This is a genomic window from Micromonospora sp. HUAS YX12 (assembly GCF_040215685.1).
Taxonomy (GTDB): domain Bacteria; phylum Actinomycetota; class Actinomycetes; order Mycobacteriales; family Micromonosporaceae; genus Micromonospora; species Micromonospora tulbaghiae.
This window is the reverse complement of the sequence record NZ_CP157974.1, coordinates 4057117-4081704: the sequence shown is the minus strand read 5'-3', so window position 1 is coordinate 4081704 and position 24588 is coordinate 4057117. Positions and strand designations below refer to the sequence as shown.

The following is a 24588-nucleotide window of genomic DNA, read 5'->3' as shown; positions in this document are numbered from 1 at the left end:
GGACGACATGACTCTTCTCGACGCCACCACGTGGCACGGCACGGTCTACAGCGACGGCTGGGTGGAGGCCGCGGGCGGCACGGCTCCCGTCCTGTCCCCCGCCACGCGGGAGGAGCTCGTGCAGATCGGCGTGGCGAACGCCGCCGACGTGGCGCGGGCCTGCGCCCGGGCCGCCGAGGCGCAGCGCGCCTGGGCCGCGACCAGCTACCTCGAACGCGCCGCCGTGCTGCGCCGCGCCGGGCAGCTGTGGGAGCAGCACGCCGCCGAGGTCGGCGACTGGCTGGTCCGGGAGGCCGGCTCGATCCCGCCGAAGGCGGGCGTGGAGACGGACACCGCCGCGCAGGAGTGCTACGAGGCCGCCGCGCTCGCCTCCCACCCGCTGGGCGAGATCATCCCCAGCGCGCAGCCGCGACTCAGCCTCGCCCGCCGGCTGCCGGTCGGCGTGGTCGGCGTCATCGCGCCGTTCAACTTCCCGCTGATCCTGGCGATCCGCTCGGTGGCGCCGGCCCTGGCCCTGGGCAACGCCGTGGTGCTCAAGCCCGACCCCCGCACGGCGGTCTCGGGCGGCCTGACCATCGCCCGCATCTTCGAGGAGGCCGGGCTGCCCGACGGGCTGCTGCACGTCCTGCCCGGCGGTGTGGAGGCCGGCGAGGCGCTGGTCGCCGACCGGAACGTCCGCGTCATCAGCTTCACCGGCTCGACCGCGGCCGGCCGGAAGGTCGGCGAGGCCGCCGCCCGGCACCTCAAGCGGGCCCACCTGGAGCTGGGCGGCAACTCGGCCCTGATCGTCCTCGACGACGCCGACCTCGATCTGGCCGCGTCCGCCGGCGCCTGGGGCTCGTTCCTGCATCAGGGGCAGATCTGCATGACCACCGGGCGCCACCTGGTGCACGAGAGCCTCGCCGAGCGGTACGTCGAGAAGCTCGCCGAGAAGGCGGACCACCTGCCGGTCGGCGACCCGGCCAAGGAGCAGGTGGCGCTCGGACCGATCATCGACGAGCGCCAGCGCGACAAGATCCACTCGCTGGTCGCGCAGAGCGTGGCGGCGGGGGCCCGGCTGGCCGCCGGCGGCACGTACGAGGGCCTCTTCTACCGCCCGACCGTGCTCGCCGACGTCACCCCCGCCACCCCGGCGTACGCGAACGAGGTCTTCGGCCCGGTCGCCCCGGTGATCGCCTTCCGCGATCTGGACGAGGCCGCCGCGCTTGCCCGGGACACCGAGTACGGGCTTTCGCTCGGCATCCTCAGCCGGGACGTGATGAAGGCGATGGAGCTGGCCGACCGCATTCCCAGCGGCAAGGTGCACATCAACGACCAGACGGTCGGCGACGAGGCGGTCGCGCCGTTCGGCGGCGTCGGGGCGTCCGGCACCGGCTCCCGCTTCGGCGGCGCCGCGGCGAACATCGAGGCGTTCACCGAGACGCAGTGGCTGACCATGCAGGGTGCCATCACCCGGTATCCGTTCTGACGCCGACGAGGAGGCAGACGACCGTGGCTGGCGGCATCCGCGACCCGCGCACCTCGGTGACCTCGCGGGTGCTCGCCATCCTGGGTGCCTTCGACGTCGACCATCCGACGCTGACGCTGAGCGACATCGCCCGCCGGGCGAACCTCCCGGTGGCCACGGCCCACCGGTTGGTCGGCGAGCTCGTCACCTGGGGCGCCCTGTCCCGCGGACCCGACGGCGCCTACGCCGTCGGGGTACGGCTCTGGGAGGTGGGTCTGCTGTCGCCGCTGCACACCCGGCTGCGCGAAGTGGCGCTGCCGTACCTACAGGACCTGCACTCCGCGGTGCGGGAGAACGTGCACCTGGCGGTCCGCGACGGCGACGAGGCGCTCTACGTGGAGAAGGTCACCGGGCACCGCTCGGTACCGATCATCTCCCGGGTCGGCGGGCGGCTGCCGTTGCACGCCACCGGCGTGGGCAAGGCGCTGCTCGCCTTCGCCTCGCCCACATCCGTCGCCGCCTTCCTGGGCCGGCCGCTGCCCCGTTGCACCGCGTACACCATCACCGAACCGGGTCGGCTCTCCCGCGAGCTGGCGACCGTGCGCCGGCAGGGCTGGGCCGCGACGAGCGAGGAGATGACCCTCGGGTCGTGCTCGGTGGCCGTACCCGTCCTCGACGCCGACGGCGGCGCGGTGGCGTCGATCGGGATCGTCGCGCACAGCCTCGGCGCCCAGCTGGAGCGACTGGTGCCCGTGCTGCGCGGCGCCGCCGACCAGGTGGCCGCCCGGCTCGCGGCGAGCGCCGACGACCCCTACCCCACCCTGCGGCACACCGTCGCGCCGCGCCGGCGCCCGCTGGGCAGCCTGAGCGCATGATGGAGGTCCGGGTACGGGATCCCGCCGGCGCGCGCCCTCGGTGCGCGGGGCGGCTCGCCCTGCTCGGCGTGGTCCTGCTGGCGCTCAACCTCCGCGCGGCGATCGCCGGGCTCGCCCCGCTCCTGCCCGACGTCCGGCTCGACCTCGGGCTGGGCAGCGGCACGGCGGGACTGCTCACCACCCTGCCGGTGCTCTGCTTCGGCCTGCTGTCGCCGCTGGCGGCGCTGCTCGGGCGGCGGATCGGGATCGAGCAGGCATTGCTGCTGGCGATGCTCGGCATCGTCGCGGGCAGCCTGCTGCGCACGGTGGCCGGCGTCGGCTGGGTGATCGCCGGCACCGTCGTCATCGGCGCCGGCATCACCGTCGGCAACGTGCTGGTGCCGAGCTTCGTCAAGCAGGACTTCCCGGACCGGCAGGGACGGGTGACCGCCCTGACCACCGCGGCGCTCACCGGCGGCGCCGCCGTCGCCGCCGCCGTCACCGCGCCGCTGGCGCACGCCGGACTCGGGTGGCGCGGCGCCCTGCTGGTGGTGGGCGGCCTCGCCGCCGTGGCCGCGGTCGCCTGGCTCCCGCAGCTCCGGCGCCGGCACGTCGCCCCGGTGGTCCGACTGGGTGGCACCACCGTGCTGCGCTCGCCGGTCACCTGGCAGCTCGCCGTGTTCATGGGCATGCAGTCGTTGACCTACTACGCGGTCCTTGCCTGGTTGCCGACGCTGCTGGGGGACGAGGGTGTCCCGGCCGCAGACGCAGGCTGGTCGCTGGCGCTGTTCAACCTGCTCGGCATCGCGACCGCGATGGCGGCGCCTGCCCTGGCCGCCCGCCGCCGCGACCAGCGCGGCCTCGCGCTGGTCACCTGCCTGGCCTGGGCGGTCGGCCTGCTCGGCCTGCTCCTGTTGCCGGCGCTGCACCTGCTCTGGGCCGCCCTGACCGGCCTGGCCCAGGGCGCCGGGATCGGACTGGCGCTCGCGCTGCTCGTGCTCCGGGCCCGTACGCCGGAGTCGGCCCGGGATCTCTCCGGCGCCGTGCAGTCGGTCGGCTACCTGCTCGGCTCGACCGGACCGGTGGTGCTGGGCATGCTGCACGACGCCTCCGCCGGCTGGACGGTCCCGCTCGTCGCGCTCTGCGTCGCGATCGCGGTGATGGCCGTGGCCGCGCTCGGCGCCGGACGGGACCGCCAGGTCTGACTGTGCGGGTCCGCGCCGGCCACCGCGCCCCGCGGACGCCGACAGCCGGGGCCGGCTCGAGGGAGCCTTCCGCTGGGTGGAAAGCGGGAGCGGCGCCGCCCCGCCGGATCAGGCAGGCTACCGGACGAGAGACGGCGCCGGTCCGACGGCGGCAGGCGAGCGAGGAGGCACGGATGCGCACCCAGGTCGGCATCATCGGCGCGGGACCGGCGGGACTCATGCTGTCGCACCTGCTGCACCTGCACGGCATCGAGTCCGTGGTGCTCGAGTGCCGCAGCCGGGAATACGTCGAACACCGGGTGCGTGCGGGAGTCCTCGAACAGGGCTCGGTCGACCTGCTGCGGCGCACCGGGCTCGGCGACCGGCTGGACCGGGAGGGGATGCGGCACGAGGGCATCGAGCTGCGCTTCGACGGCGAGTCGCATCGCGTCCCGATGACCGAGCTGACCGGGCGGGCGATCACCGTCTACGGGCAGCAGGAGGTGGTCAAGGACCTGGTCGCGGCCCGGCTCGCCGCCGGTGGCGAGATCCTCTTCGAGGTCGGCGACGTACGCCCCGAGGACCTCGACACCGACTCTCCGGTCATCCGGTTCCGGCGGGACGGCAAGGAGGAGGAGCTGCGCTGCGACTTCGTGGCCGGCTGCGACGGCTTCCACGGGGTGAGCCGGGGCGCGGTGCCCGACGGCGTGTTGACCACGTACGAGCGGACGTACCCGTTCGCCTGGCTGGGCATCCTCGCCGCCGCGCCGCCGGCGGTGGACGAGCTGATCTACGCCAACCACGAGCGCGGCTTCGCCCTGTACAGCCTGCGGTCGCCGGAGATCTCCCGGCTCTATCTCCAGGTCGCGCCCGACGAGGACATCGACGCCTGGCCGGACGAGCGGATCTGGGCGGAGCTGCGGGCCCGGCTGGAGACGGTGCCTGGCTGGTCGCTCAACGAGGGGCCGATCCTGGAGAAGGGGATCACCCCGATGCGCAGCTTCGTGGTCGAGCCGATGCAGTGGGAACGGCTGTACCTCGCCGGGGATGCCGTTCACATCGTCCCGCCGACCGGCGCGAAGGGCATGAACCTGGCGCTCGCCGACGTGGCGCTGCTCGGCGACGCGTTCGCCGCCTGGTACGGCGAGGGGCGCACCGACCTGCTGGAGAACTACTCCCGTACCGCTCTGCGCCGGGTCTGGCGGGCCCAGCACTTCTCCTGGTGGATGACCTCGATGCTGCACCGGCTCGACGGCGAGGACGCGTACGAGGCGAAGCTGCAGAGCTCGACGCTGCGCTACGTGGCGACGTCCCGCGCGTACGCGACCAGCCTGGCAGAGAACTACGTCGGCCTGCCCGAGGTGTGAGGGACAGCGCAGGCCGGCGGCGACGGTGTCGACGAGCAGCGCGGCGACGCCCGGGCCATGGTCGCCCGGGCCCCCGCCACGCCTCAGACCGATGCGGCGCGGGCACGTCTAGTTTCTTGGCCTGAAATCGCAGCCCGAGCCAGTGCGTGGTGTCGCTTCCTATCCACCATTCAATGTCGGCGCCGTTGTAGGGCTCCTCAGTCTTGTCGAACTTGTAGACCTCGATCGGAGCACCCAGGCAGTGTCTCGAAGTCAGGTGCGGCGTGTCGGTGATCGATAGATGGCGAGGTCTCCGGTAGAGGGTTCATCGACCAAGAAGAACCTTCCCTATCCGCTCAGCCGCGACCAGGCAAGGTTCGACCGAGTCAAAGCCGACCTGGTGAGGTACCGGCCAGCCGCGGCAGGAGGACCTGCTACTCCTCCTGCAACGGCACGCAACGGCGAGGCCGGCGTGCCCAACATCCTGGATCTGCGCCCCAGACCGGAAGCTAACCAGCCGTGAGGACGTGGGCACACCACTCGATCGTCAGGGACGGTAGTCGTCGTGAAGGGCGACGCGGGAGAACTCGTAGCCATCCTGAGTACGCCAATAGTGCAGCCGGCGAGCGGCGGCGGATTCCCGCTGTAACGCCACCCGCCAGCAGATCGCGCCGTCGGAACGGCGGACGTAAGGGCTACCGGCGTCGCCGGTGCGTAGAGGATGCGCGTCGCGCCCGGGAAGGTGCTGCGCCTGGCCCGTGAGCACCTCGACCACGACGGCGACGATCTTTGCCCGGTTGATGCCCTCAAGTTGTTCCACGGAGTCGAGGAAGCCAGTGGCCAGGGTGTACTTGGCGAGGGGCTTGTCGGCTTTCTCGGCGGCGGGAATGCGCTGCGCCCATTCGCAGGTGACCTCGTAGCGGAACTGTTCCTCTGGATCGAGGAACAGCGGCCCCTGTACGCTCGCTGCCTGGTCATCGCGGCCCTGTGCGCTCCTGAGCTGCTTACCCAGGCGCTGTCGAGCCAGGTCGGCGCCGCGGTAGCGGGTCTGGAGCTGTTCTATGGTGCGGGTCGCCTGTACGAGCTCGGCCTCCAATTCGGCAGCCCGAGCTCGTAGACCCGCCAGTTCGCCGGCGAGGGCCTTGCGGGTGGCCCGCTCGGCCGCGAGTTCGTTGCTCAGTTGTAGGACTTGCGCCTGCTGTGCCGCAGGGAGCGCATCGGCACGTCGGGCCATCACGGTCGGTTGCGACGGGGAGAGGCGTTGGGCCAGATCAAACGGCGATGGCTGTCGAGGCATGACGCTGGGCGCGTCCGGTAACGGCGGCGCCATCTTCGGGGGGATTGACGCCGGCAGCGGAGGCGGCGCTACAGCCTGGGGCTGCGGGTCGGGCTCGGGAAGGCGCAGCCACGGAGGCCCGCCCGGCAGCAGGCTCGGCGCTGGCTTCGGCACCTCCTCGTCGTCGACGTCGTCCAACCGCAACCGCAGCGGCTCGGCCGCTATGAGGCGGCAGGTGACGACTTCCCCGACGCTGAACAGGCCAACCAGTGTGTCCTTCTGGTTGCTGGTGACCGCCTCCCGACCGATCTCGACCAACAGGCCGGGCAGTAGCCGCACGGTGACGGCCTCCTCAGCGACGGCCGCAACCTCGGCCAGAACGACATCACCGGCCTGATACGCCCCTTGGACGCCGCCCTTGGCGCTGGCGGCGTCGACGAAACGCAGCGCGGCTCGCAGATCTAGCCGGCGCGAGTCTGGGTCGTAGCGCCCCGATACCGGCTGCCCCCTGACCAATACTTGATCCAGCGCAACGCCCGGCAGGGTCAGTTCCTCCCACACCGTCGCCACGGACATGTCGTCGAACATGACCAGCGCCCGCGACCCGATGATGCCCTGCACTCTCCCGGAGCGCTGCTGTGTTCCTGGACGAGTGCGCGGTTCGACCAGTCCGGCTGCCATGGCTGCTTGCAGCGCGTCGCTGATCAACTGATCGGTGATGCGTTTGCGGTCGTGCGGCGAATAGGCGAACCGCAACCTGCTGCGGCCGGGGTCAGAGACCCAGGCATGATCGACGGGGTACACCCGGCCTGCGCCGCCGTACACCTGGGTCATGGTCGGCATCACCCGCGAGAACGCCCATGAGGTGTCATCCGTGGGCATCAGCACGACCTCGGCAAGGTCACCGACGGCCTGCTTGACCTCGTCCGGATCACCGAACGGCTCGTCGTGCTCCCCCGCAATGGTCAGCACCACGACCGGCCATCGCCGCCCAGGCATCAACAATCGGTGCGCGAGATCGCTGGCCTCAGCCTCGGAGGCGATGCGCCGCACCTCCGATGGTGGCGCGACGGCGCCACCGCCCGACTGTCCCATCAGGGGGACCTCCTCCCGGTCGGATTCGCTTCGGGTGAGCCGACGTCCAGGGTCGCCGCGCACCAGGATCGGCTGCGTTAGGCGGACATTGGTGAGCGAGACGCCGTCGCTCCCGTGTCACAACACCGCAACGCCGATCACAGCGAGACAGTCCGCCTCGCCATCCAGTGGCGCTCCAGCGATCTGCTGCAACCCTGCGCCGACGATGCCGTGCGCGTCGCGACGCAGCCAGAGCCGTCCGACTGCGGCCTTGCCATCGCGGCTGGCAAGGACGACCCGGCCCTCGTAGAGGTCGAGTTGGCCGGAGGCAACCGGTTCGAAGACCTCCCCGGGCGCCTCCGACACCAGGAACCGGCGGGTCGCCGTCAGGGCGGGATGCACGTCGGACAGGGAGATCCGCAAGGCCCCGGCCGGCCCGTGGTCGGTCTTGCCGAGTAGGCGGCCGAGGACGTCCGCCGCGACGCCGCGGCGAAGCTGTTCGTGGTAGCGCTCGTTGCGAAACACTCGCAGGCACCGGTAGCAGCTGGTTTCGGGACCGCACTCGCAGTTGCGGACCCGTCCCAGGGCCCGATCCAGTACGTCAGGCAGTCGCTCCGCGATGCGCTGGACATGGCCGGCGCCGCCGGGCACGGTGTCGTACAGCATGATGACGCTGCGTCCGGACTCCGTCTGGTACATCGTGGCGTCGATGTCGTCGCGGCTGATCTCGAGCGCGAGGACGGCACCCTCCACCAGCGCGTACGCGACTGACCGCCAGGCGCCGTCGTCGAGGCCGTCCGTGGCGGCGCCTTCGATGCTCAACTCGAGGACGTCTGTCTGGTACTTGTGGGCGAGGGACAGATTCTCCATCCGGCCTCGGCAGTCTCGCCCGCTGAGGGGGCTCTGGTGGCTGGCCACTCCGTCGATGGTGGGACGCCCGTAGCCGCAGGTGGCACAGATGAGGAAGCCACGGCCACCTCCTCCGTCGCTGATGGCGATGAGCTCACCTCTGGCACCGGCCCGGATGGTGACCGTGCCGCCGGTGAGGTTCACCTTGTCCTCGTAGAGCTCGGCACCGGGTGAGACGACGTAGGTGGTGCCGTGCCAGGCACGGCGTGGGGCGCTGGTGGGTCGCCTGGCGCTGTCGCGGGCGGCGACGAACCCGAACCCCGGAACGGCGTACTGGCGCGGAGCACCGACCGGTGCGGCACCGCAGGCGGGACAGGCTTGGTCGAGGCGGTCGATGGACTCGCGGTAGTGGCCGCATCCGTCGCAGGTGGCGTAGTAGCGGCGTTCCAGGTCCCGACCTGGAAGCCGGTAGACGCCGGCGGACTTCCAGGTGAGCCCGCCGGCGATGACCTCGGCGCCGGGCGCGTACTCGTAGATCGCTGAGGTGAGGTCGCGGGACAGTTCCAGTTGCTTGGCCTGGTGGGCATCGGCGAATGCCAGCCGTAGTTCCACGGTGTCGACGGGGAAGCCGTACTTGGGCAGGACGTTGCGGTTGGCCAGTAGTCCGAGAAGTTCTCGGGCGGTGATGGTCTTCATGACGCGGCTGTAGCGTGCAGCCTTGTCGTCCTGGCGGGCGACGAAGGCCTCCTGCCGCTTCTCCTCGTAGGTGTCGACGTCCTGTTGTAATTCGGCTCGGACGGATTCCAGAAGGTCGAGGAGGTGCTCGACCCAGGCGGCGGGGTCGACGCCGATGCTGTCCTGCACGTCTTTGGGGAGGACCTGGCGCAGCGATTCCGTGATGCCCGCGGGCACCGGCGTGAGGAAGTCGCGGACCAGCGTGACGGGCACAATCCCACTGTCATCGGCCAAGAGGAACTCGCCTGCCTTCCGCCACACCGTGCCGTGGGTGCGGAACTGGTGACGGAAGAAGGCAGCCAGGGCGACGGAGTGGGCGTGGCGGCGGTCGATCCGCACGTTGTTGAGGGGTACGTAGGGCGCGCGGACCTCGCCGGCGATCATGCGGTGGGGTTCGGCGAAGCGGGAGAGGTCGTGTGACCGCCGTTGGGCGTAGGTGACGACGAGTGCGGCGGCGTCGGTGCGGCGGCCGGCGCGGCCGGCGCGCTGGACGTAGTTGGCGGTGGTGGGTGGCATGTTGCGGAGCATGACGGCCTGGAGTTCGCCGACGTCGACGCCGAGTTCGAAGGTGGTGGAGCAGGACAGGGCGTTGATCTCGCCACGGACGAACTGCTGTTGGATCTCGGCGGCTCGTTCGCTGGTCCACTGCGCGGTGTGTTCGAGAACGCGCAGGGGTACCGGGTTCATGTCCCGGTACACGTTGCGGTAGTGGTCGGTGTCCGTGTCGGCGGTGGGCTGCGTCCAGTGTTCGAGGGTGCCGCCGCAGGCCATGGTCGGGCAGGTGCCCCGGACGTTGAACGGGGTGAGTTTGCGGCAGGTGGAGCACTGCCAGATCGCGGTGTCACCGGTGACCACGGTGCAGGTCATCAGGGCGGGGTCGAGTTGGTGGACCTGACCGATGCCGCGTTCCGTGCTGGCGATCAGCCACTCCGACTGTGGTCCCCTGGTCAGGAGGTGCCATACCCCTTCGAGGATCGTGAGGGGCTCTGCCGGGTGTCCGAGCCGGTCGAGCAGTCGGCGCAGATAGTCGAGTCTGCGGTTGACGCCTTTGGTGGGCAGCCAGCTGAGGACCTTGCGGCGGGCATCGGCGCCGGTGCCTCGTACGTAGATCGGTCCCAGCCTCGGTTGGAATGCCTCGTCGCGGGGGTCGACGCCGTCGAGGGCGGCGACGGCGCCCTGGAGGCGGATCGAGCGGACGAGTTCACCGATGAGCGCCGCGCCTTCGTCGGCGGTGAGGCCGAGGTCGGTCAGGGGCCGGGGTGGGATCCAGGCAGGGTCGCGAGACATGTCCCAGGTGAGGAGCCCACGGCCTTCCAGGGAGTTGCGCTCGTCGACGCCGACGATTTCGACCTGTGCCCAGAGGGCGACCTGGCGTTCGCGTGCCTGTCGTGATTGGCGGCGTTCGAACATGCCGTACCGGTCGGCGGCCCGGCTGGTGTGGTAGACGACGTCCTCCAGCCGGATCTCGTCGCCGGTCCCGGCGGCGGCGTGGGCACCTTCGTGGAGTAGCCGTCGGCGCTGCACCCGCTGGTAGGAGTCTTCGAGGTAGGGGGCGAAGTAGGCTGCGGACTGTCGGCTGTCGCTGAACAGCAGGAGCTTGCGCCCACCTCCTCGCAGGCCCTGCTGGATGGGGTCGGGCGCTACGGGCAGCTTCTGGTAGAGGGAGGTGGCGAGGACCGAGGCGGAGGCTTCGTTTCCGCTCGAGAAAAGGCGGATGAGACCGTCGCCACGCCCGCCGCACGACAGGCACGCGGTGAGTTCATCGGTGCGTTGCCGAAGGAATCGGACCTGGCGCATGGGCGCATCGAGGCATCGGGGACAGGTGGTTGCCGGGCCGGGCTGGAAGACGCCGCATCGGCTGCACATGCCGCCCAGTTCGCCGGCCGAGCGGGCGGTGCTCGAGAGGATCTCTTCGTCCTCGTCGGTGGCGACGGTGTCGACCAGTGCCATCCAGACCTGCTGTTCGTCCCGGGATCGCCGGGAGCGGAAGACGGCGTGGGTTCCGATTCGTTCCAGCGTGCCGGAGAGGTAGACGGTGCCGCAGCGGCGGCAGGTGCCGAATTCGAATGCGGCGTCGCCGCAGTGTTCGCATCGCTCGTGTCGGGTGAGGCTGACGTGGGGGCCGTGGGGTCCGAGGCAGGTGAAAGCGCCTTCGGTGGCCCGGGCGAAGAGGTGGTAGCGGGCGGACAGCACAGGGGCGCCGTCGGTGTCGTGGATGCTGTTGGCCAGGGCGACCAGCGCGGCGCAGGCGGACTGGTCGCCGGTGGTGAACAGGGCTTGTGCCGCCTGCGGCAGGGGCACCGGCCCGTGGGCGAGGAGCGCCTTGAGCCGGCGGACCCGTTGCTCGCGGGCCAAGGCGTCCGCCGGGTCGTCGGTGAGGTATCCATGCTGCCGGGCGCAAGCCAGGACGGCCTCGGCTTGGCCATCGGCATGCAGGAGTTCGGAGTACGCGGCGGCAGGCAGCGGCCCCCATTCCGGTCCGGGTGGGAGTTCCACCCGGTCGGCGGTGACGACGTCCTGCCTGGTCTCGTCGGCTGGGTCGTACTCGAACGGCACCGGGAACAGGGAGGCGGCGAAGCCGGCGACCGCTTTCATGTCGCCGCCGACAGTCGCGCTGGTGGCGATGCACTGCAACGGTCGGCCCGTGCTCACCCGGTCGACCAGGCGGCGCAGCAGCATGGCCAGTTCCGCGCCGCGGGCGCCGTCGTAGACGTGCGCTTCGTCGACGACGATGAACTGCCAATGGCCGGCGTGCTCTCCTTCGAACAGGTCCATGTCGAGGGGGCGTAGCAGCAGGTATTCGAGCATGGCGTAATTGGTCAGCAGAAGGTGTGGCGGCCGCTGTTGCATCTCCTCGCGGCTGAGCAGTTCGTTGGGCAGCGGGCGTTCGCCCGGGTTCTGTCGTTCGAAGATCTCGACGGCTTCCCGGCGCGTCTGCCGGGTCTCCCCCGTGTACCGGCCGAAGGTGACGTCCGGTGCCTCAGCCAGGAGACCGCGTAGCCGCTTCATCTGGTCGTTGGCAAGCGCGTTCATCGGGTAGAGCAGCAGTGCCCTGACACCAGGATTGAGGGTTCCTGCCGAGCGTTCGGCCATGATGCGGTTGAGGATGGGCAGGAGGAAACTTTCGGTCTTGCCGGAGCCGGTACCGGTGGCGACGACGAGATTTCGGCCGGTGGCGGCTTTGCGGATCGCCCGCTCCTGGTGCCGGTACAGCGGTCGGTCGAGGTTGAAGCCGTTGCCGAGGGTGGCGATGCCAGGGTCGAGGATGCCGGTGTCGATGAGCTCGCGTGGGGTGGATGAGGTGACGTAGGGCGGCGTCGCCTCAAGCAGGGGGCCCTTGGTGATTTCCTGGTTGATCGCGTCGCCGATCGCGTTTTCCAGGGCGGTCGCCAGCCGAGGGTCCTTCGGTTCCACCAGGGTGCGCAGGTAGCGCCGGTAGGTGGCGACGACGGCGTCACTGGTGGCGATGGGGTCAAGGATCATCGGGCGTCTCCGGATCCGATCAGGGTGAACTCGGCGAGCAGAAGGTCGACGGTGACGAGGCGAGGTGCGCTTCGAGCGAGGGTGGCGTGATGGGGCAGAGTGCGCGGCAGCAGCCGCTCGCAGCCGGTGTGTCCACGGGCAGCCAGTCGTGCGATGAACGCCAACGCGAGCGACAGGGCTGGGAGGGCCCGCCAGCCCGTCGTGGGTCTGCGCGCTTGAACTGCGTCCGATACGCGTTGTCCGCCGACGGCGTGGATCTGCTGACGCGAGACGAGGAGTAGGTCCTTAGCGGCGCTGGAAACTCTGCCGAGGCCCGGCTGGACCCGAACCTCGAACAGATGCCGGGCTGCCGTCAACCGCTCGTCGGCATCGAGTAGACCGCCCGGCACGATGCGCATCGCTTTCCATAAGCGGTCACGTACCTCGATCGGAAGCTCGGCCAGTCGTAGTGCGGACTCGTCGAAACGGCCAACGGTCCGGTATGGGTCGGTACCACCATCGAGCAGGTGCAGCGCCACCTCGCCACAGACGGCCGAGACTTGCTCGCGTAGCGCTTCATTCCCGTCCTGCTCACCGAGTCGGTGGGCCGTGGCGAGCATGCCGGCCAGAGGGCTGATCCCCCAAAGCCTGTCCTCGTCACGCTCCCCGACGTACGCGTCGGGGGGCGCGGCGATCAGGCCGGAGTGAACGAGCGGAGCGACCAGCCGGTCGGCCGAGGTCCTGGTCCTCGCCGTCGCGGCCAGGGCCTGCGAGGGATAGCGCCGGAGGATGGCGGAGAGCCCACGGACATCACAGGTCACCCTGCCGCGAAGGCCGTCCGCCCGGTGATACAGGTCGATCAGCAGTGGCGCGATGTCCGGGCGGTCGGGCAGATCGCCAGATCCCGCCAGGTAGCCCGACACGGCGTCGTCGGCGGTGTCCTCTCCGCTGGGTTTCCACTCGCGGTCGGCGATGTCGAAGGCATTGTCGGCGGCGGGCCAGTCGGGCCACTCTGCCGGCACCCACGGGTCCTCGATGCGCAGCAGCGCCACCAGAGGCCCGGCGGTGGTGACCTCCTCAGGAAGCGGATCACTGACCAGGTCCTGGTTGAAGGCCACCACGTGCGGAGGTCGCCACGGCGCGTATACCTGGTAGAAACCGGCGACCAGGCCCTCTGCATGCACGCCGTCGACGAGGACCAGCCTGTCTCTGTCAAGGTGGACGGAGCTGGCGAGGCGCCTCGGGGTGCAGCGGGCCACCGGAAAGTCCTGGCCGTCGACGCGGACATCGAGCTGCGCGATGCCGTGGACGCCGACGGTGTCGGCGATGGCGGCGAGAGGAAACCGTGCCAGGGGCTGCCCATACGTAAAGCCAGAGACGACGGTTTGCAGCTCACGACCGGCGGCCTTGACGACGAGTTGGGCGTCCACCACCTCGGGAAGCCGGACCAACAGCTCACCCTCGCCGACCGTCTCGCTGTCCAGGCGCAGCGGCTGCAAGGACCAGGCACCGCGGCCGTTGCCGCCGAGCCGCTGCACCGCCATGTGCGCTGGTGTCACGCGCACGGTGGCTGATCCGGCAGTACTGTCGATCTGCACCTCAGCGGCGGTGTCCTTCGGACCCAGCTGCACCATCGTCGGTGTGACGGTCAGGCCGTGCAGGCTGGCACTGGCCCGCACGGTCGCCGGTTCCAGACCGTCGGCGCGGATCTCCCGCCAAGAGGGGTTGGAGCGGGCGTTCAGGCCCTCGACCAGTTCGAGGGTGCGGGACAGGCCACGGCCGAGGGGCCCGCGGACGATCACCTCGTACGTGCCGACGAGGGGTCGGGGCAGCCGATGCCAAGGGTCGACGGTGGTGTCGCGGACAACGGTGACGACCTCGGTGATCAGTTGATCGGACCCGGGTCTGCGGATGCGGATGGACCACTCGGTCGTGACGCCCGGCTCGGTGGGCAGGGTCAGCTTCGGCGCGGCCGTGACGACCGGGGCGCCGGTGAGGCTGCACACGCCAGGTAGTGGCGGGTCGAGGTGCAGCTGAGCCCGTCGGGCGCCCTTGACTCGTCGGGGCGTGCCGTCGCCGAGACGCAGCTCGGCCACGTGGCGAAGGTCGACACGGCGCAGTGTCCAGCCGAGCCAGCCGTAGGGGGCGGGGACGTCGCCGAGGTCGTGCAGGTCCCCGGTGATGTGAAGCTCGAGCGATTCGCCGGCGCCACTCTCGTGGGGGTAGAGCAGCCAGGCTGGTTCCGGCGGCAGGCTGGCAGTGGCCGGTACGCGTCGACCGTCGTCGGTGAACACCAGCAGCGGATCCCGCGGGTCGACCACCTCGATCTCGTGTTCCTGATCGTAAGCGGCAAGTTCGACGGTGAGTTGTCGCGCGGGACGTGCGATGGGCAGTGCCGTCGCAGGTGCGGTCTCCCGTACGCCCGGCCACATCGACCGGCTGACCACGGTCTGCGCCTCACCGTCGATGCGCACCTGCCATACCACGTGGCCGTCCGCCGCGTCGGGTATCGAGGGCAGCCACAGCAGGAGTCCTCGTCCGAAGGGTTCAAGTTCCAGGTGGGGGCGCGCTTGCGTGATCCGGGTTCCCGACTGGACCCGGTCGGTCGCACCGGTCCAGTCGAGCTGGCCCGACTCGGCAAGGTGCTGCGCCTTGGCGATCAGATGTGGAGGGAGTCCGAGGCCGTCGGCGTGGAACACCGGCTGACGGAGTCGCTCCAGCAGGTCGATGCAGCGGTCGATGAGGTCCTCGGCGTAGTCGCCGCCGTACTGGATGAACCGCTGCACGGGCTTGTCGAGCTCGGACAGGCGGGATTCGCGGCCGGGGGTCAGTGCCCAGGCCAGGAAGTGCTCGGCGGACATGCCCGGATCGCGGGCCAGCCGTTGCAGCAGGAGGTTCAGCAGGTCGCCGATGCAGTAGGCGGGGACGCCGGCGTGCATGAGGATCTCGCCGACGTTGACCTGTGGCAGCCCCGGGAATCGGGCCAGCTTGAAGCGGTCGAGGTTGGCGCGGAACAGCTCGCCCCACAGGCTCTGGTCGATTCGGCCGGGCGCGAGATCGTGCACGGCGCTCCAGTAGTTGCCGTGTTCGTAGCCGACGGCGCCGATGCCGGCGAGGCCGGTAACGAGGCATGCAGGGTACCGATAGGCGAGCAGCCGGCGGCGGTCGTAGGGGTGGGCGTCTCCGCAGACCCTGCCGAGTACGCGGATGACCTCCTTGACGTCCTCTTCCCCGGCGCCGATCTCAGAGACGAGCGAGACGGCGGACAGCGCTGGCGCCCAGGCGCGTTCCCGGTCGCGGAGGAACTCAGATGCTTGTGACACGTTCTTCCCCTCTAGACGGCCGCAGCCGTAGAGCGACTATGCAAGTGAGCGGTGGTCGACACAAGACGAGCAGCAGGTCACCGGCCATGCCCTGTCCGATCGGCCCACCAGTGCCACCAAGATCGTTCGTGGCGTCACCCCGGTCGGGGGAACGACAAGTTGTTTTCGCTGTGCAACGGATTGCCTGCGGCGGCTCACCCGGAGTCGGTGATGGTGTTCGCGACCGTCACGGCACCAAGCCGCGGTAGGAGGCGGGTGACGTCCCGATGCCAGCCCTGAAGTTCCGCCACGGTGGGCGCCAGCTCGTACACGTGGTGGTGCATCGCGCGGGAGAGGCCGTGCCATGCCGTCCTCGCCAGGAGTGCCGTCGAGGCATCGGTGAAGGCCGGCAGGGCCAGCAGTTGATGCCGCATCGGGCACCGGGTGACGCTGGGTGCGATCCGATCCCAGTAGATGCGCAATCCCTGTTCGAGTGCGAGGCGGGTGAGGCAGGCGCAGCCGCGCTGCCAGCAGCGGCGCATACTGCGGCTGGGACTATTCAGCAGGGTGAAGGCTTCGTCGAGAAGCTGCTCGGGGGTCATGGGCGGCTCAGCCTCCTCACCAGGTTCCGTGCTTCCTCGATCAGGACCGGGAGGTCGCTGGTGGCACCGCCGTGCGAGCCGTTGTTCGCCGCCTTGACCACACGAGCGGCGGTGGGACTGAGCTTGCGCAACTCGGCAGGCAGGTCACCGACGCGCTTGCGGTCGCCCAGCAGAGCGAGGGCCAGCGTGGGGCGCAGTCCCTCGGTCACCATCCACCGTTGCGCCACCGACGTCGACGTCTGGCACCGGCTCCCCGCCGAGCACCGGGCCGCTCACCTGGTCGACATCACCCGTGCCCACCTCGACCTCGGCGATGCCCGCGCCGCTGGCCGCGCCCTGGTCACCGCCGACGGCATCGCCCCCGCCGAGGTGCGCATCCGACCCGCCGCCCGTGCCGCGCTGACCGCCGTCCTGCGCGCCAGCCCCAGCCCGGCCGACGTGGCCCGCCTGGCCACCACCGTCGGGCTGATCCGGCAGTAGCCACACCGCAGGCCGAACGCCTCCGCGAGGTTCAGTCAGCCAGCGCTCTCCCCCAACACTGACTCGACGCGCCGTCGCAGTCGCTCCGCGCGCGGGTCCGGAAAGCTGCTCAGCAGCGCGCCCGCCTCGCTCCACCAGCGGTGTGCCTCCTCGGCGCGCCCGACGTCGATCAGCGCCGTTGCCAGGTGGTCCATGGTCAGGGCGAGCTGCCAGTCGTCCCCGAGCTGCCGGTGGACCGCCGCCGCCCGCAGGTGGAAGGCGATCGCCTGATCGGGCTGCCCCAGATCCCGGTACGCCTCGCCGGCCCCGTCCCACGCCATCGCCTCCCGGCTGCGGTCACCCAGCCGGCGCTGGATCGTGGCCGCCCGGTGCGTCGCCTCCAACGCCTCGGCGGGTCGGCCTACGGCGCGCTGCAGGCGCGCGTACTCGACCAGCCAGTGCGCCAACCACACCGGGCTCCCCCGTTCGGCGATGGCCAACGCCCGCTCGATCGCCGTCTGGGCGTCGTCGGTGCGCCCGAGTTCGCGCAGCGTCATGCTGAGGAAGAACAGCGAGTTGCCCTCCTGCCCCCGGTCGTCGATGCCCCGCTGTACCGCGAGCGCCTGATCCAGCAGCGTCACGGCGTCGGCGAGGTCACCCAGTTCGTACCGGGTTTCCGCAAGGTTGCTCAGCAGCAGTGCCCGCCAGCGTTGGTCGTCGCGCCGGGTGAAGATGTCGAGGCTCTCGCCGAAGTGCGCGAGGGCGTCGGTGAGGCGGCGGTGGCGCAGCGCCAGCAGCCCCAGCGCGTTGATGGACACCGCCGTGCCGTGCTCGTCGCCGATGTCCCGCCGGATCGCCAGCGCGGCGTGGTGATACTCCGCCGCCTCCGTGAGCTGGCGGGCCTGGAAGTGGGCCTTGCCGAGGCTCTCCAGCGCCTCCGCCTCAGCGCGCCGGTCGTTCAGTGAACGTGCTGCGCCCAGGCCGATCCGCGCCGTGGCGAACCACGCGTCGAAGGCGTTGCGGTGCATGAAGACGCTGCCCAGCAGAACGGCCAGGTGCCAGGCGAGCCGCGGCAGCGCTGCCTCGGCAGCGGTTCGGGTGGCGGCGACGAGGTTGTCCTGCTCGGCGGTGAACCAGGCGTCCGCCTCTTCCGCGGTGGCGAAGCTCAGCGGCGTGATCTCGGTCGGTGGCGCCAACGGCACTGTCCGGCTGAACGGGAGTGTGCGGGTCAGCGCGGCGTCCGCCGCGTGCAGGTACCAGGTGAGTACGCGACGCAGCGCCGCCTGGCGATCCTCGCCGCTCTCCAGGTGCTTGACCTGGTCGACCGCGTACGCGCGTAACAGGTCGTGCAGTTGGTAGCGGCCGGCGCGCTCTGTTCCAGCAGGTGCGCACCGACGAGAGCGTCGAGCGGCTGCCGGATCTGTGACACCGGCGAGCCGGCGAGCGCGGCGGCAGCCGGGGTGCCGAGGTCCGGGCCGGGATGCAGGCCGAGCAGCCGGAACAGCCGGGCCGCCGGTGTGTTCAGGGCCCGGTAGGACCAGGCGAAGACGGATCGTACGGCGTCGGCCTCCTCGCCGTCCTCCGCGGTGAGGGCGTCCCACAGGGCCGACTCGTCGCGCAGGTCATGAATCAACTCGGAGAGCGGCATGAACGGTCGGCTCGCCGCCCTTTCGGCGGCGATGCGCAGCGCCAGCGGCAGCCTGGCACACAACCGCGCCAGTTCGGCGAGCTCGACCGCGTCATCGCCCGTGCGGTACTCAGCGGTCACGTCCTGCAGCAGCGTCACCGCGTCCTCTTCGGCCAGCATGCGCAGGGTCAGCCGCCGGCCGCCGTCGCGACTGACAAGACCCGACAGCATGCTTCGGCTGGTGACGATCACCAGGCAGCTACTGGTGCCCGGCAGCAGCGGACGCACCTGCCGGACCGTGGCGGCGTTGTCCAGGACCACCAGGACGCGCCGGTCGGCCAGCCGGGAGCGGTATAACGTCTCGCGGTCCTCGAGATCGGCGGGAATCGCGGACGCGGGGACGCCCAGCGCCCGCAGGAAGCGGTCGAGCACCTGCTCCGGTCGGCTGGGCTGGCCCGGGTCGTACCCGCGGAGGTTGGCGTAGAGCTCGCCGTCCGGGAAGCGGTGCCGCACGGCGTGCGCCCAGCGCAGCGCGAGAGCGGTCTTGCCGACGCCGGCGGTGCCGGTGAGGACGACGAGGCTGGCGGCGACGGCGTCATCGCCAAGTAGTCGGTCCAGCGCGCGCAGCTCCTTGACCCGGTTGACGAAGCCGCGTACGTCACCGGGGAGCTGACGGGGAGGCGGGTCGGCGGGGTGGGGGTTGCCGGAATGGAAGTGCACCGCGCCGTACACGTCGCGGGCCTGTACCAGGTCGGCGGGGCCGGACAGCTCTGACCGGTTGACGTGCTCTGGTCGTTGTTGCTCTGGCCGTTGTTGTTCCGCCCCGCCGTCAGCCATCGCTCAGCCCGGGCGGGGAGGCTCCAGTGGCGCCACCGCTCGGGCGAAGAACTCGTCCAACGGCTCACCGCCGTCGTAGAGCGACTCGATGAATTCCTGGCACCGCGTCACCACGTCCGGGTTCCGCCAGCGCCGAGCCGCCTCGAGTACGCCATCTGCGTCGTAGACCGCCTCGTACATGACGTCCGTGCCGAGGGTGTAGATCTCCGGCAGCGGACCATCCGCCTCCGCGGCGACGACCTGGTCCGGCGTCACCACCCGGGTCAGGCCGCCGTACTCGTGGCGTAGCCGCAGCACGTGCAGCTCCCACTGCAGGTAGGGCGTCAGTGGCTCCCGCACCACCCGCACCCGGCGGGTGGCAAACCCGCTGTCGGCGATGCGCCGATAGTAGTCCGCGAACTCGGGACGTCGCGCGTCGAGAATCCGCAGCGACTCGTCCCATCGGCCGGTGGCGAACGCCTGCCAGCCCGCATCCTGCGGCTCCTTGAACGTCTGTTGCCGTTCCAGTTTCCAGAATCCCGGCGGGCCGGTCTTCCAGAACCGTTGTTCGAAGTCGGCCCAGTACTCGTCGAGGGCCAGCAGCTCGCCGGGGTCTCCGCCCAGGAGTTCACGCATCAGGGATGTCCACCTTCGCCGCGATCATGGTCGATCGGGGAATGACGATAAGCCGCTCACCGGGGTCGACGGACACTCCTTCGGGGAGCCGGTCCTGGTAGGTCTCGGTGAGGTCCTGCCCGATCACCGCGACGTCGCCGTTGCTCAGCTCCCAGATGTCGGGACAGCTGCCGTCACCCGAGGTGTTGCCCAATTCGTGCGACGACTTGCCCCAACGACGGTTGAGCTCGGCGGACGGGTCCGCTTCCCACCGGTGTGCACTCATGCGGACCTCCCTGAGTCCGTCATGCTCCGAGTGCGGATAGTAACATCGAGCGATCTGGATTACAGTCACCCGTGCCGGGCTCCGGCACGGGTGATCAGCCAGGGGGTGAGGGTTGTGGACGACCCGCTGGTGCTCGCGGCGACGACGCTGGTCGCCTGGGCGACCACCGAACTCGCACAGGGAGCCCGGTCAGCCGTGTCCGGCCTGACCGAGTTTCTCCGGCACCGATTCCGTCACGAGCAGGCAGCCCAGCAGACCGTGGAGGTCGCGCTACGTCACCCGACGACGGACACAGTTCAGCGTCTGGCCGAACTCCTCGAACAGGAGACGCTTCGTGATCCCCTGTTCGATGCCGAGTTCCGTGCACGCTTCGCGAAGGTCCAGGCGATCGTCGCGGCCAACCAAGGCGATGTGACCAATACCGTCTCCGGCGACGTCAGCGGGTCGGTGGTGCAGGCGCGTGACGTCCACGGCGGCATCTCCTTCGGCGGATGCACCGGCCCCTGAACCAGCCGTCGCCTCGCGAACCGGGCAAGTCGCGATGCCCGCGCCGCCGGCCGCCCCGCTCACTGCCAACGGCATCGCCCCCGCCGAGGTGCACATCCGACCCGCCGCCCCTACCGCGTGTCTGCCGTCCTGCACGCCGGCCCACCCCGGCCGACGTGGCCCGCCTGGCCGCCATCATGGGACTAACCCCGTGCCTGGCCGGATGACCCGCCCGAGTCGATCTTCTGGTGACTGTGCAGGACTATCCCGGTCAGTAGGCTCCAGTGGTGGGTCCGGCTCGACGCCCGGACCGGCGACGTCGTGAACTGCCCGTAGGTGCGCCGCGAGCCGCGCCGGGGCGCCGATCGCAGCCAGCAGGGCCAACACCTGGACTGGTAACGGTCGCAGCGGGAGGTCGTCGTCGTGGTCGTGCAGGGCGTGGGCGAGCGCGTCGGCGGTCACGCCGGGCAAGGGTAGTTACGATCCCGGCTGCCGCCCACAGTGCAGTTCGCCCCGCTTCCGGTGATGCAGGCCGTTCTGCCTGTCGCACAGCGATGGGCGATCGCGACGATCTCAGGGCGCGGGTCAGGTGCCAGAGGGATGCCTGGCGGTTCCGGTGTGCGGGTCGGCGGCCAGCACGGCGCAGCACAGGGCACCTTGCTCAATAACGTCGTCAAGGGCGACATGCGTGTGCGGGGCGTGATCGATCCAGGCGCGGGGCAGCCAACTGCTGCCGGTTGACTGCGGGTTGGTGCACGCACGTAGGCCCCATTGTCCGCCGTCATTCCGTCGCTTGTCTCATCCTTCCTGCGCCGGATCTACCCGGCCCACCCAAGTCCGACATGGAACTGTGCGCACCGCACGGCCTTCGACGCATCCCCGCGTCGCGGTCGGGGCTGTCGCCGACGTTGAGTCACACCCGCCGGTACCGTCGCCGTCCGGCGACGCCCCCTGCTGTCCGGGTTGAGGATGTGGAGGCGCGGCTGGCCATTCCTGGTCGTGGGCGGCTGTAGCCAGATGTCGCGGGTGTGACCTGCTTGCGCTGGCTTCGCCCCGGGGACGGGGCCTGCGGGTGTCAACGGACCCATCGTTCACTGGCCGCGGACAAGCTGGTTGATCCTGCGCCGCGCGAACTCGTGCTGCCGTCTGGCGGGTGACCTGCGGTTGTGAGGTTCTGTCAGGTCGTGTGAGGTGCTGTCAGCCCCGCGCATCACCCCTCGCGGCAGCACCCGCCCGTACCGTCGACTCGCCGCCACCGAATCACCGAGGGGTACGTGCGATGCGACAGGGGGCACGCGATGGGATCTCGTACAGCGTCGGTCGCCGCCGCGCTCGCTAACGCGGCTGTCCTCGCCGCCGTGCCGGCCGCGCTGGTCTATCAGGCCGGCCCGCCGCACCCGGACCTGCCGTCCGCCAGCACCGTGCAGGCGATCATCCGGCAACCGCTGACCAGCGGCTTCATCCTCGCCCTGGCACACGCCGGCGTCTGGTCGATCTGGGCGCTGCTCGCAGCGACTACTGCCGTTCGCGGCTACCGCCGGCTCGCTGGTGCGCTGCGGTGGCTACCGACACTGCACCTACCCGGCCCGCTGCAGCACCTCACCGCAGTCATGCTCGGTGCCACCGCCGTCAGTGCCGCCACCGGCGGTATGCCCGCGCACGCCGCCACGAGCCCGGCCGCGGCCAGCGACGACACCACCCACCCGGCCACAGGTTCCGCCGGTCACGCCAGAAACCTCGCGGTTCAGGCCACCACCTCGTCCCCTGAGGCTCCCGCCACCTACACCGTTGCCCGTGGAGACACCCTGTCAGCGATCGCCCAGCGCTGTCTCGGCGACAACGACCGCTGGCCGGAGATCTGGAAACTGAACAAGGGCCGACACTGGGCCCATGTCTCCGGTCGTACGGCGTTCACCGACCCGGATCGGATCTTCCCCGGGTGGGTGCTGACCCTGCCCCCGAACGCGGAACCGCCGGCCACCACACCGCCCAGCAAGCCACCGACACCGCAGACGCCGCGCCCGCCGACCATCTCCCCCACCGCCGCACCGTCCACGGCCGCGCCGACCACGCCGCCAGCGTCAGGACCGGCAACGACGCCCACCGGTGGGCCTGCGGCCACGACGAGCTCACCGGCCCTCGGCGACGACGGCGTCTTCATCCCGCCGGAAACGACCGCCGCTGCATCACGGTCGAGCGCCTCGGCCCACCCGGCGCTGCCGACGACTTCACCCAGCCCAGCCACCGCCCGCGCCCCCGACACCGCGGCGCCGGATACCGCCGACGACACGTCATCCCACTCGCCTGGATGGGTCGAGGTCGCCGGGGGCGCGATGGGAGCCGGCCTGGCCGCCGCGCTGGTGTACGCCGTGACGACGGTGTGGAAACGACGCCGCCACCGGTACCGACCCACCCCCATCACCAGCCCGGTCCTACGCGATGCGGACCTGACGCCACCGCTGGCGGCGCTGACCCGGCTACGGCAAGGGGTGCGCCGCGCCGCGCCGCACCTGCTAGACCGCAGCCCAGACCGCGAGCCGACCGTCGGCGAGTACATCGCGGCGGACGTCAAGCCGCCCTTGCCACCCATCGGCCCCAACGGCGCCGACCTGGCCGGCGTCGGCGCGCTCCCGGTCACCGCCGGGCTCGGCCTGGACGGCCCCGCCGCCCTGAACGCCGCCCGCGCCCTACTCGTGGCCACCCTCACCACCGGAAGCGCCGACGACCCGGACACGCGAGGCCGCGTCATCATCCCGGCGTCGACGCTGGCCACCCTGCTCGGCGTCTCAGCGGTCGACCTCAACCCGATGCACCGACTCACCATCGCCCCGACCTTCGCCGCGGCGCTGGCCCTGCTCGAAGAGGAAATCATCCGCCGCAGCAGAATCCTCGCCGACCAGGAGGCCGCCACAGTCTTCGCCCTACGCGAGGAATGGACGTTCGGCGAACCGCTGCCGCAGCTGCTGCTCATCGCCGACGTCCCCGACGACAGCTGGCACCCCCGGTTGGCCACCGCGATCCGGCTCGGCAAGAACGTCGACGTCGGTACCGCCCTGATCGGCGTCTGGCCCGAAGGCAGCACCCTCACCGTCGCCGCCGACGGCACCACCGAGGGCGGCGACGGTGAACGCGTCGCCGTGCTCGACACCGCCGCGACCACCGACATCCTGACCATGCTCGCCGAAGTGCACGGCGACGCCGAACCCCCCACTACCGCGCCCGTACCCGCACCCGCGTGGACTGAACCGGCCACGCTCACTCGGCAATGCGGCGATGACCCGTCCGCAGAGCCCGAAAACCTCGCCTCCGCGGCCCACAGCGCCGACGCGCGGCCCGAACCCGACGCCGCGGCCGCGGATGCGGCCGAAGCCGCTACCGACAAGCGGGTACGCGCCCGGGTTCTCGGCGAGCCAGCGATCCTCGGCACCGACGGCAAGCCGGTACGTGGCCTGCGCGCGAAAAGCCTGGAACTGTTCGTGTACCTGGTCGTCCACCGCGCCGGCGCCAGCCTCAACGACATCATGGAGGCGATCTGGCCGGACGTGACCGTCTCCCGCGCCGCGGACCGCCTCTCCACCTGCGTGGCCAACCTCCGCACGACCATCCGCTCCGTGGCCCACACCGGCACCGGATCCAGCAACGACGCCCCAAAGATCGAACCGGTGATCAACACCGGCGGTCACTATCACCTCGACCCGAACCTGCTGCACGTCGACTGGTGGACCGTCCAAGACGCCTACGCCCAGGTCGCCACCGCGGCCGACGACACCGCCCGCCTCGCCCACCTGCGCACCGCGATCGCCGCCACCCGCGGCGGCCTGGCCGACGGCTGCGGCTACGAATGGATCGACACCGACCGCGAGCATGCCCGACGCCGCCTCGTGAAGATCTACGCCCAAGCCGCCAGTCTGCACGCCGAAAGCGACCCGGCCGCCGCGCTCGCCCTCTACGACACTGCCCGCGCGCTCGACCCGCTCTCCGACGAACTGGCCCGCCGGGCGATGCGCACCGCCGCACGGCTCGGCGACGCCGCCGGCGTCCGGGAACGGCTCACCGCGCTGCGCTGCGAACTCGACGACGCCGGCATCGACATCGACCCGGACACCGAGGGGCTCGCCACCCGCCTCCTCCGCGATCTGGCACACCGATGAACGACCCACACGGAACG

The 24588-nt window shown here is 70.8% G+C and carries 16 protein-coding genes; 7 read left to right on the top strand and 9 right to left on the bottom strand.

Features of this window, described 5'->3' with window-relative positions; genetic code table 11:
• The first annotated feature begins 7 nt into the window (after positions 1-7).
• The 4 genes from ABIH81_RS19660 (at position 8) to pobA (ending at position 4852) form a co-directional block, all read left to right on the top strand.
• Positions 8-1468 (top strand): benzaldehyde dehydrogenase, encoded by a 1461-nt coding sequence (locus ABIH81_RS19660; RefSeq protein ID WP_349876362.1) that lies wholly within the window; start codon positions 8-10, stop codon positions 1466-1468.
• Positions 1469-1491: 23 nt separating this feature from the next.
• Positions 1492-2322, top strand: a complete 831-nt coding sequence (locus ABIH81_RS19655; protein WP_349876361.1) for an IclR family transcriptional regulator — start codon at positions 1492-1494, stop codon at positions 2320-2322.
• Positions 2319-3506, top strand: coding sequence for an MFS transporter (locus ABIH81_RS19650; RefSeq protein ID WP_349876360.1), 1188 nt, complete (start codon positions 2319-2321; stop codon positions 3504-3506). Before ABIH81_RS19655 ends, ABIH81_RS19650 begins: the two co-directional genes overlap by 4 nt.
• 173 nt (positions 3507-3679) lie before the next feature.
• On the top strand, positions 3680-4852 hold the full coding sequence (gene pobA, locus ABIH81_RS19645; protein ID WP_349876359.1) for a 4-hydroxybenzoate 3-monooxygenase: 1173 nt from the start codon (positions 3680-3682) through the stop codon (positions 4850-4852).
• Positions 4853-5378: 526 nt separating this feature from the next.
• Here the strand turns inward: pobA and ABIH81_RS19640 are convergent.
• From ABIH81_RS19640 to ABIH81_RS19620, 5 genes are all read right to left on the bottom strand, one after another.
• Positions 5379-7202 (bottom strand): hypothetical protein, encoded by a 1824-nt coding sequence (locus tag ABIH81_RS19640; RefSeq protein WP_349876358.1) that lies wholly within the window; start codon positions 7200-7202, stop codon positions 5379-5381.
• A 117-nt stretch (positions 7203-7319) separates the two neighbouring features.
• Positions 7320-12248 (bottom strand): DEAD/DEAH box helicase, encoded by a 4929-nt coding sequence (locus tag ABIH81_RS19635; protein WP_349876357.1) that lies wholly within the window; start codon positions 12246-12248, stop codon positions 7320-7322.
• On the bottom strand, positions 12245-15550 hold the full coding sequence (locus ABIH81_RS19630; protein ID WP_349876356.1) for a hypothetical protein: 3306 nt from the start codon (positions 15548-15550) through the stop codon (positions 12245-12247). Before ABIH81_RS19630 ends, ABIH81_RS19635 begins: the two co-directional genes overlap by 4 nt.
• Before the next feature lie 194 nt (positions 15551-15744).
• Positions 15745-16131 carry a hypothetical protein gene (locus ABIH81_RS19625; protein ID WP_349876355.1) on the bottom strand — a complete coding sequence of 129 codons (387 nt, stop codon included), beginning with the start codon at positions 16129-16131 and terminating at the stop codon, positions 15745-15747.
• Entirely contained in the window at positions 16128-16343 is a 216-nt protein-coding gene (locus ABIH81_RS19620) for a hypothetical protein (protein ID WP_349876354.1), read from the bottom strand. The genes ABIH81_RS19625 and ABIH81_RS19620 overlap by 4 nt, the downstream gene beginning before the upstream one ends.
• Here ABIH81_RS19620 and ABIH81_RS19615 point away from each other — a divergent pair.
• Positions 16318-16611, top strand: coding sequence for a hypothetical protein (locus ABIH81_RS19615; RefSeq protein ID WP_349876353.1), 294 nt, complete (start codon positions 16318-16320; stop codon positions 16609-16611). The genes ABIH81_RS19620 and ABIH81_RS19615 overlap by 26 nt on opposite strands.
• 35 nt (positions 16612-16646) lie before the next feature.
• On the opposite strand, the gene ABIH81_RS19610 is transcribed toward ABIH81_RS19615, so the two are convergent.
• Genes ABIH81_RS19610 through ABIH81_RS19595 form a run of 4 tightly spaced genes read right to left on the bottom strand, consistent with a single transcriptional unit; the run spans position 16647 to position 19934 of the window.
• Positions 16647-17786 (bottom strand): tetratricopeptide repeat protein, encoded by a 1140-nt coding sequence (locus tag ABIH81_RS19610; protein ID WP_349876352.1) that lies wholly within the window; start codon positions 17784-17786, stop codon positions 16647-16649.
• A gap of 32 nt (positions 17787-17818) precedes the next feature.
• Positions 17819-19054: an NB-ARC domain-containing protein gene (locus ABIH81_RS19605; protein ID WP_349876351.1), complete on the bottom strand. Its 1236-nt coding sequence runs from the start codon at positions 19052-19054 to the stop codon at positions 17819-17821.
• Positions 19055-19057: 3 nt separating this feature from the next.
• Positions 19058-19669: a DUF6879 family protein gene (locus tag ABIH81_RS19600; RefSeq protein ID WP_349876350.1), complete on the bottom strand. Its 612-nt coding sequence runs from the start codon at positions 19667-19669 to the stop codon at positions 19058-19060.
• A complete protein-coding gene (locus ABIH81_RS19595; RefSeq protein WP_349876349.1) occupies positions 19662-19934 on the bottom strand; it encodes a hypothetical protein in 273 nt (90 codons plus the stop codon). Before ABIH81_RS19595 ends, ABIH81_RS19600 begins: the two co-directional genes overlap by 8 nt.
• 114 nt (positions 19935-20048) lie before the next feature.
• Here ABIH81_RS19595 and ABIH81_RS19590 point away from each other — a divergent pair, with 114 nt between their 5' ends.
• Both ABIH81_RS19590 and ABIH81_RS19585 read left to right on the top strand, forming a co-directional pair.
• Positions 20049-20441, top strand: a complete 393-nt coding sequence (locus tag ABIH81_RS19590) for a hypothetical protein (protein ID WP_349876348.1) — start codon at positions 20049-20051, stop codon at positions 20439-20441.
• Between the two features lie 1277 nt (positions 20442-21718).
• The gene (locus tag ABIH81_RS19585) at positions 21719-24571 is read left to right on the top strand and encodes a LysM peptidoglycan-binding domain-containing protein (RefSeq protein WP_349876347.1); all 2853 of its coding nucleotides are present in this window, start codon (positions 21719-21721) and stop codon (positions 24569-24571) included.
• Positions 24572-24588 lie beyond the last annotated feature (17 nt).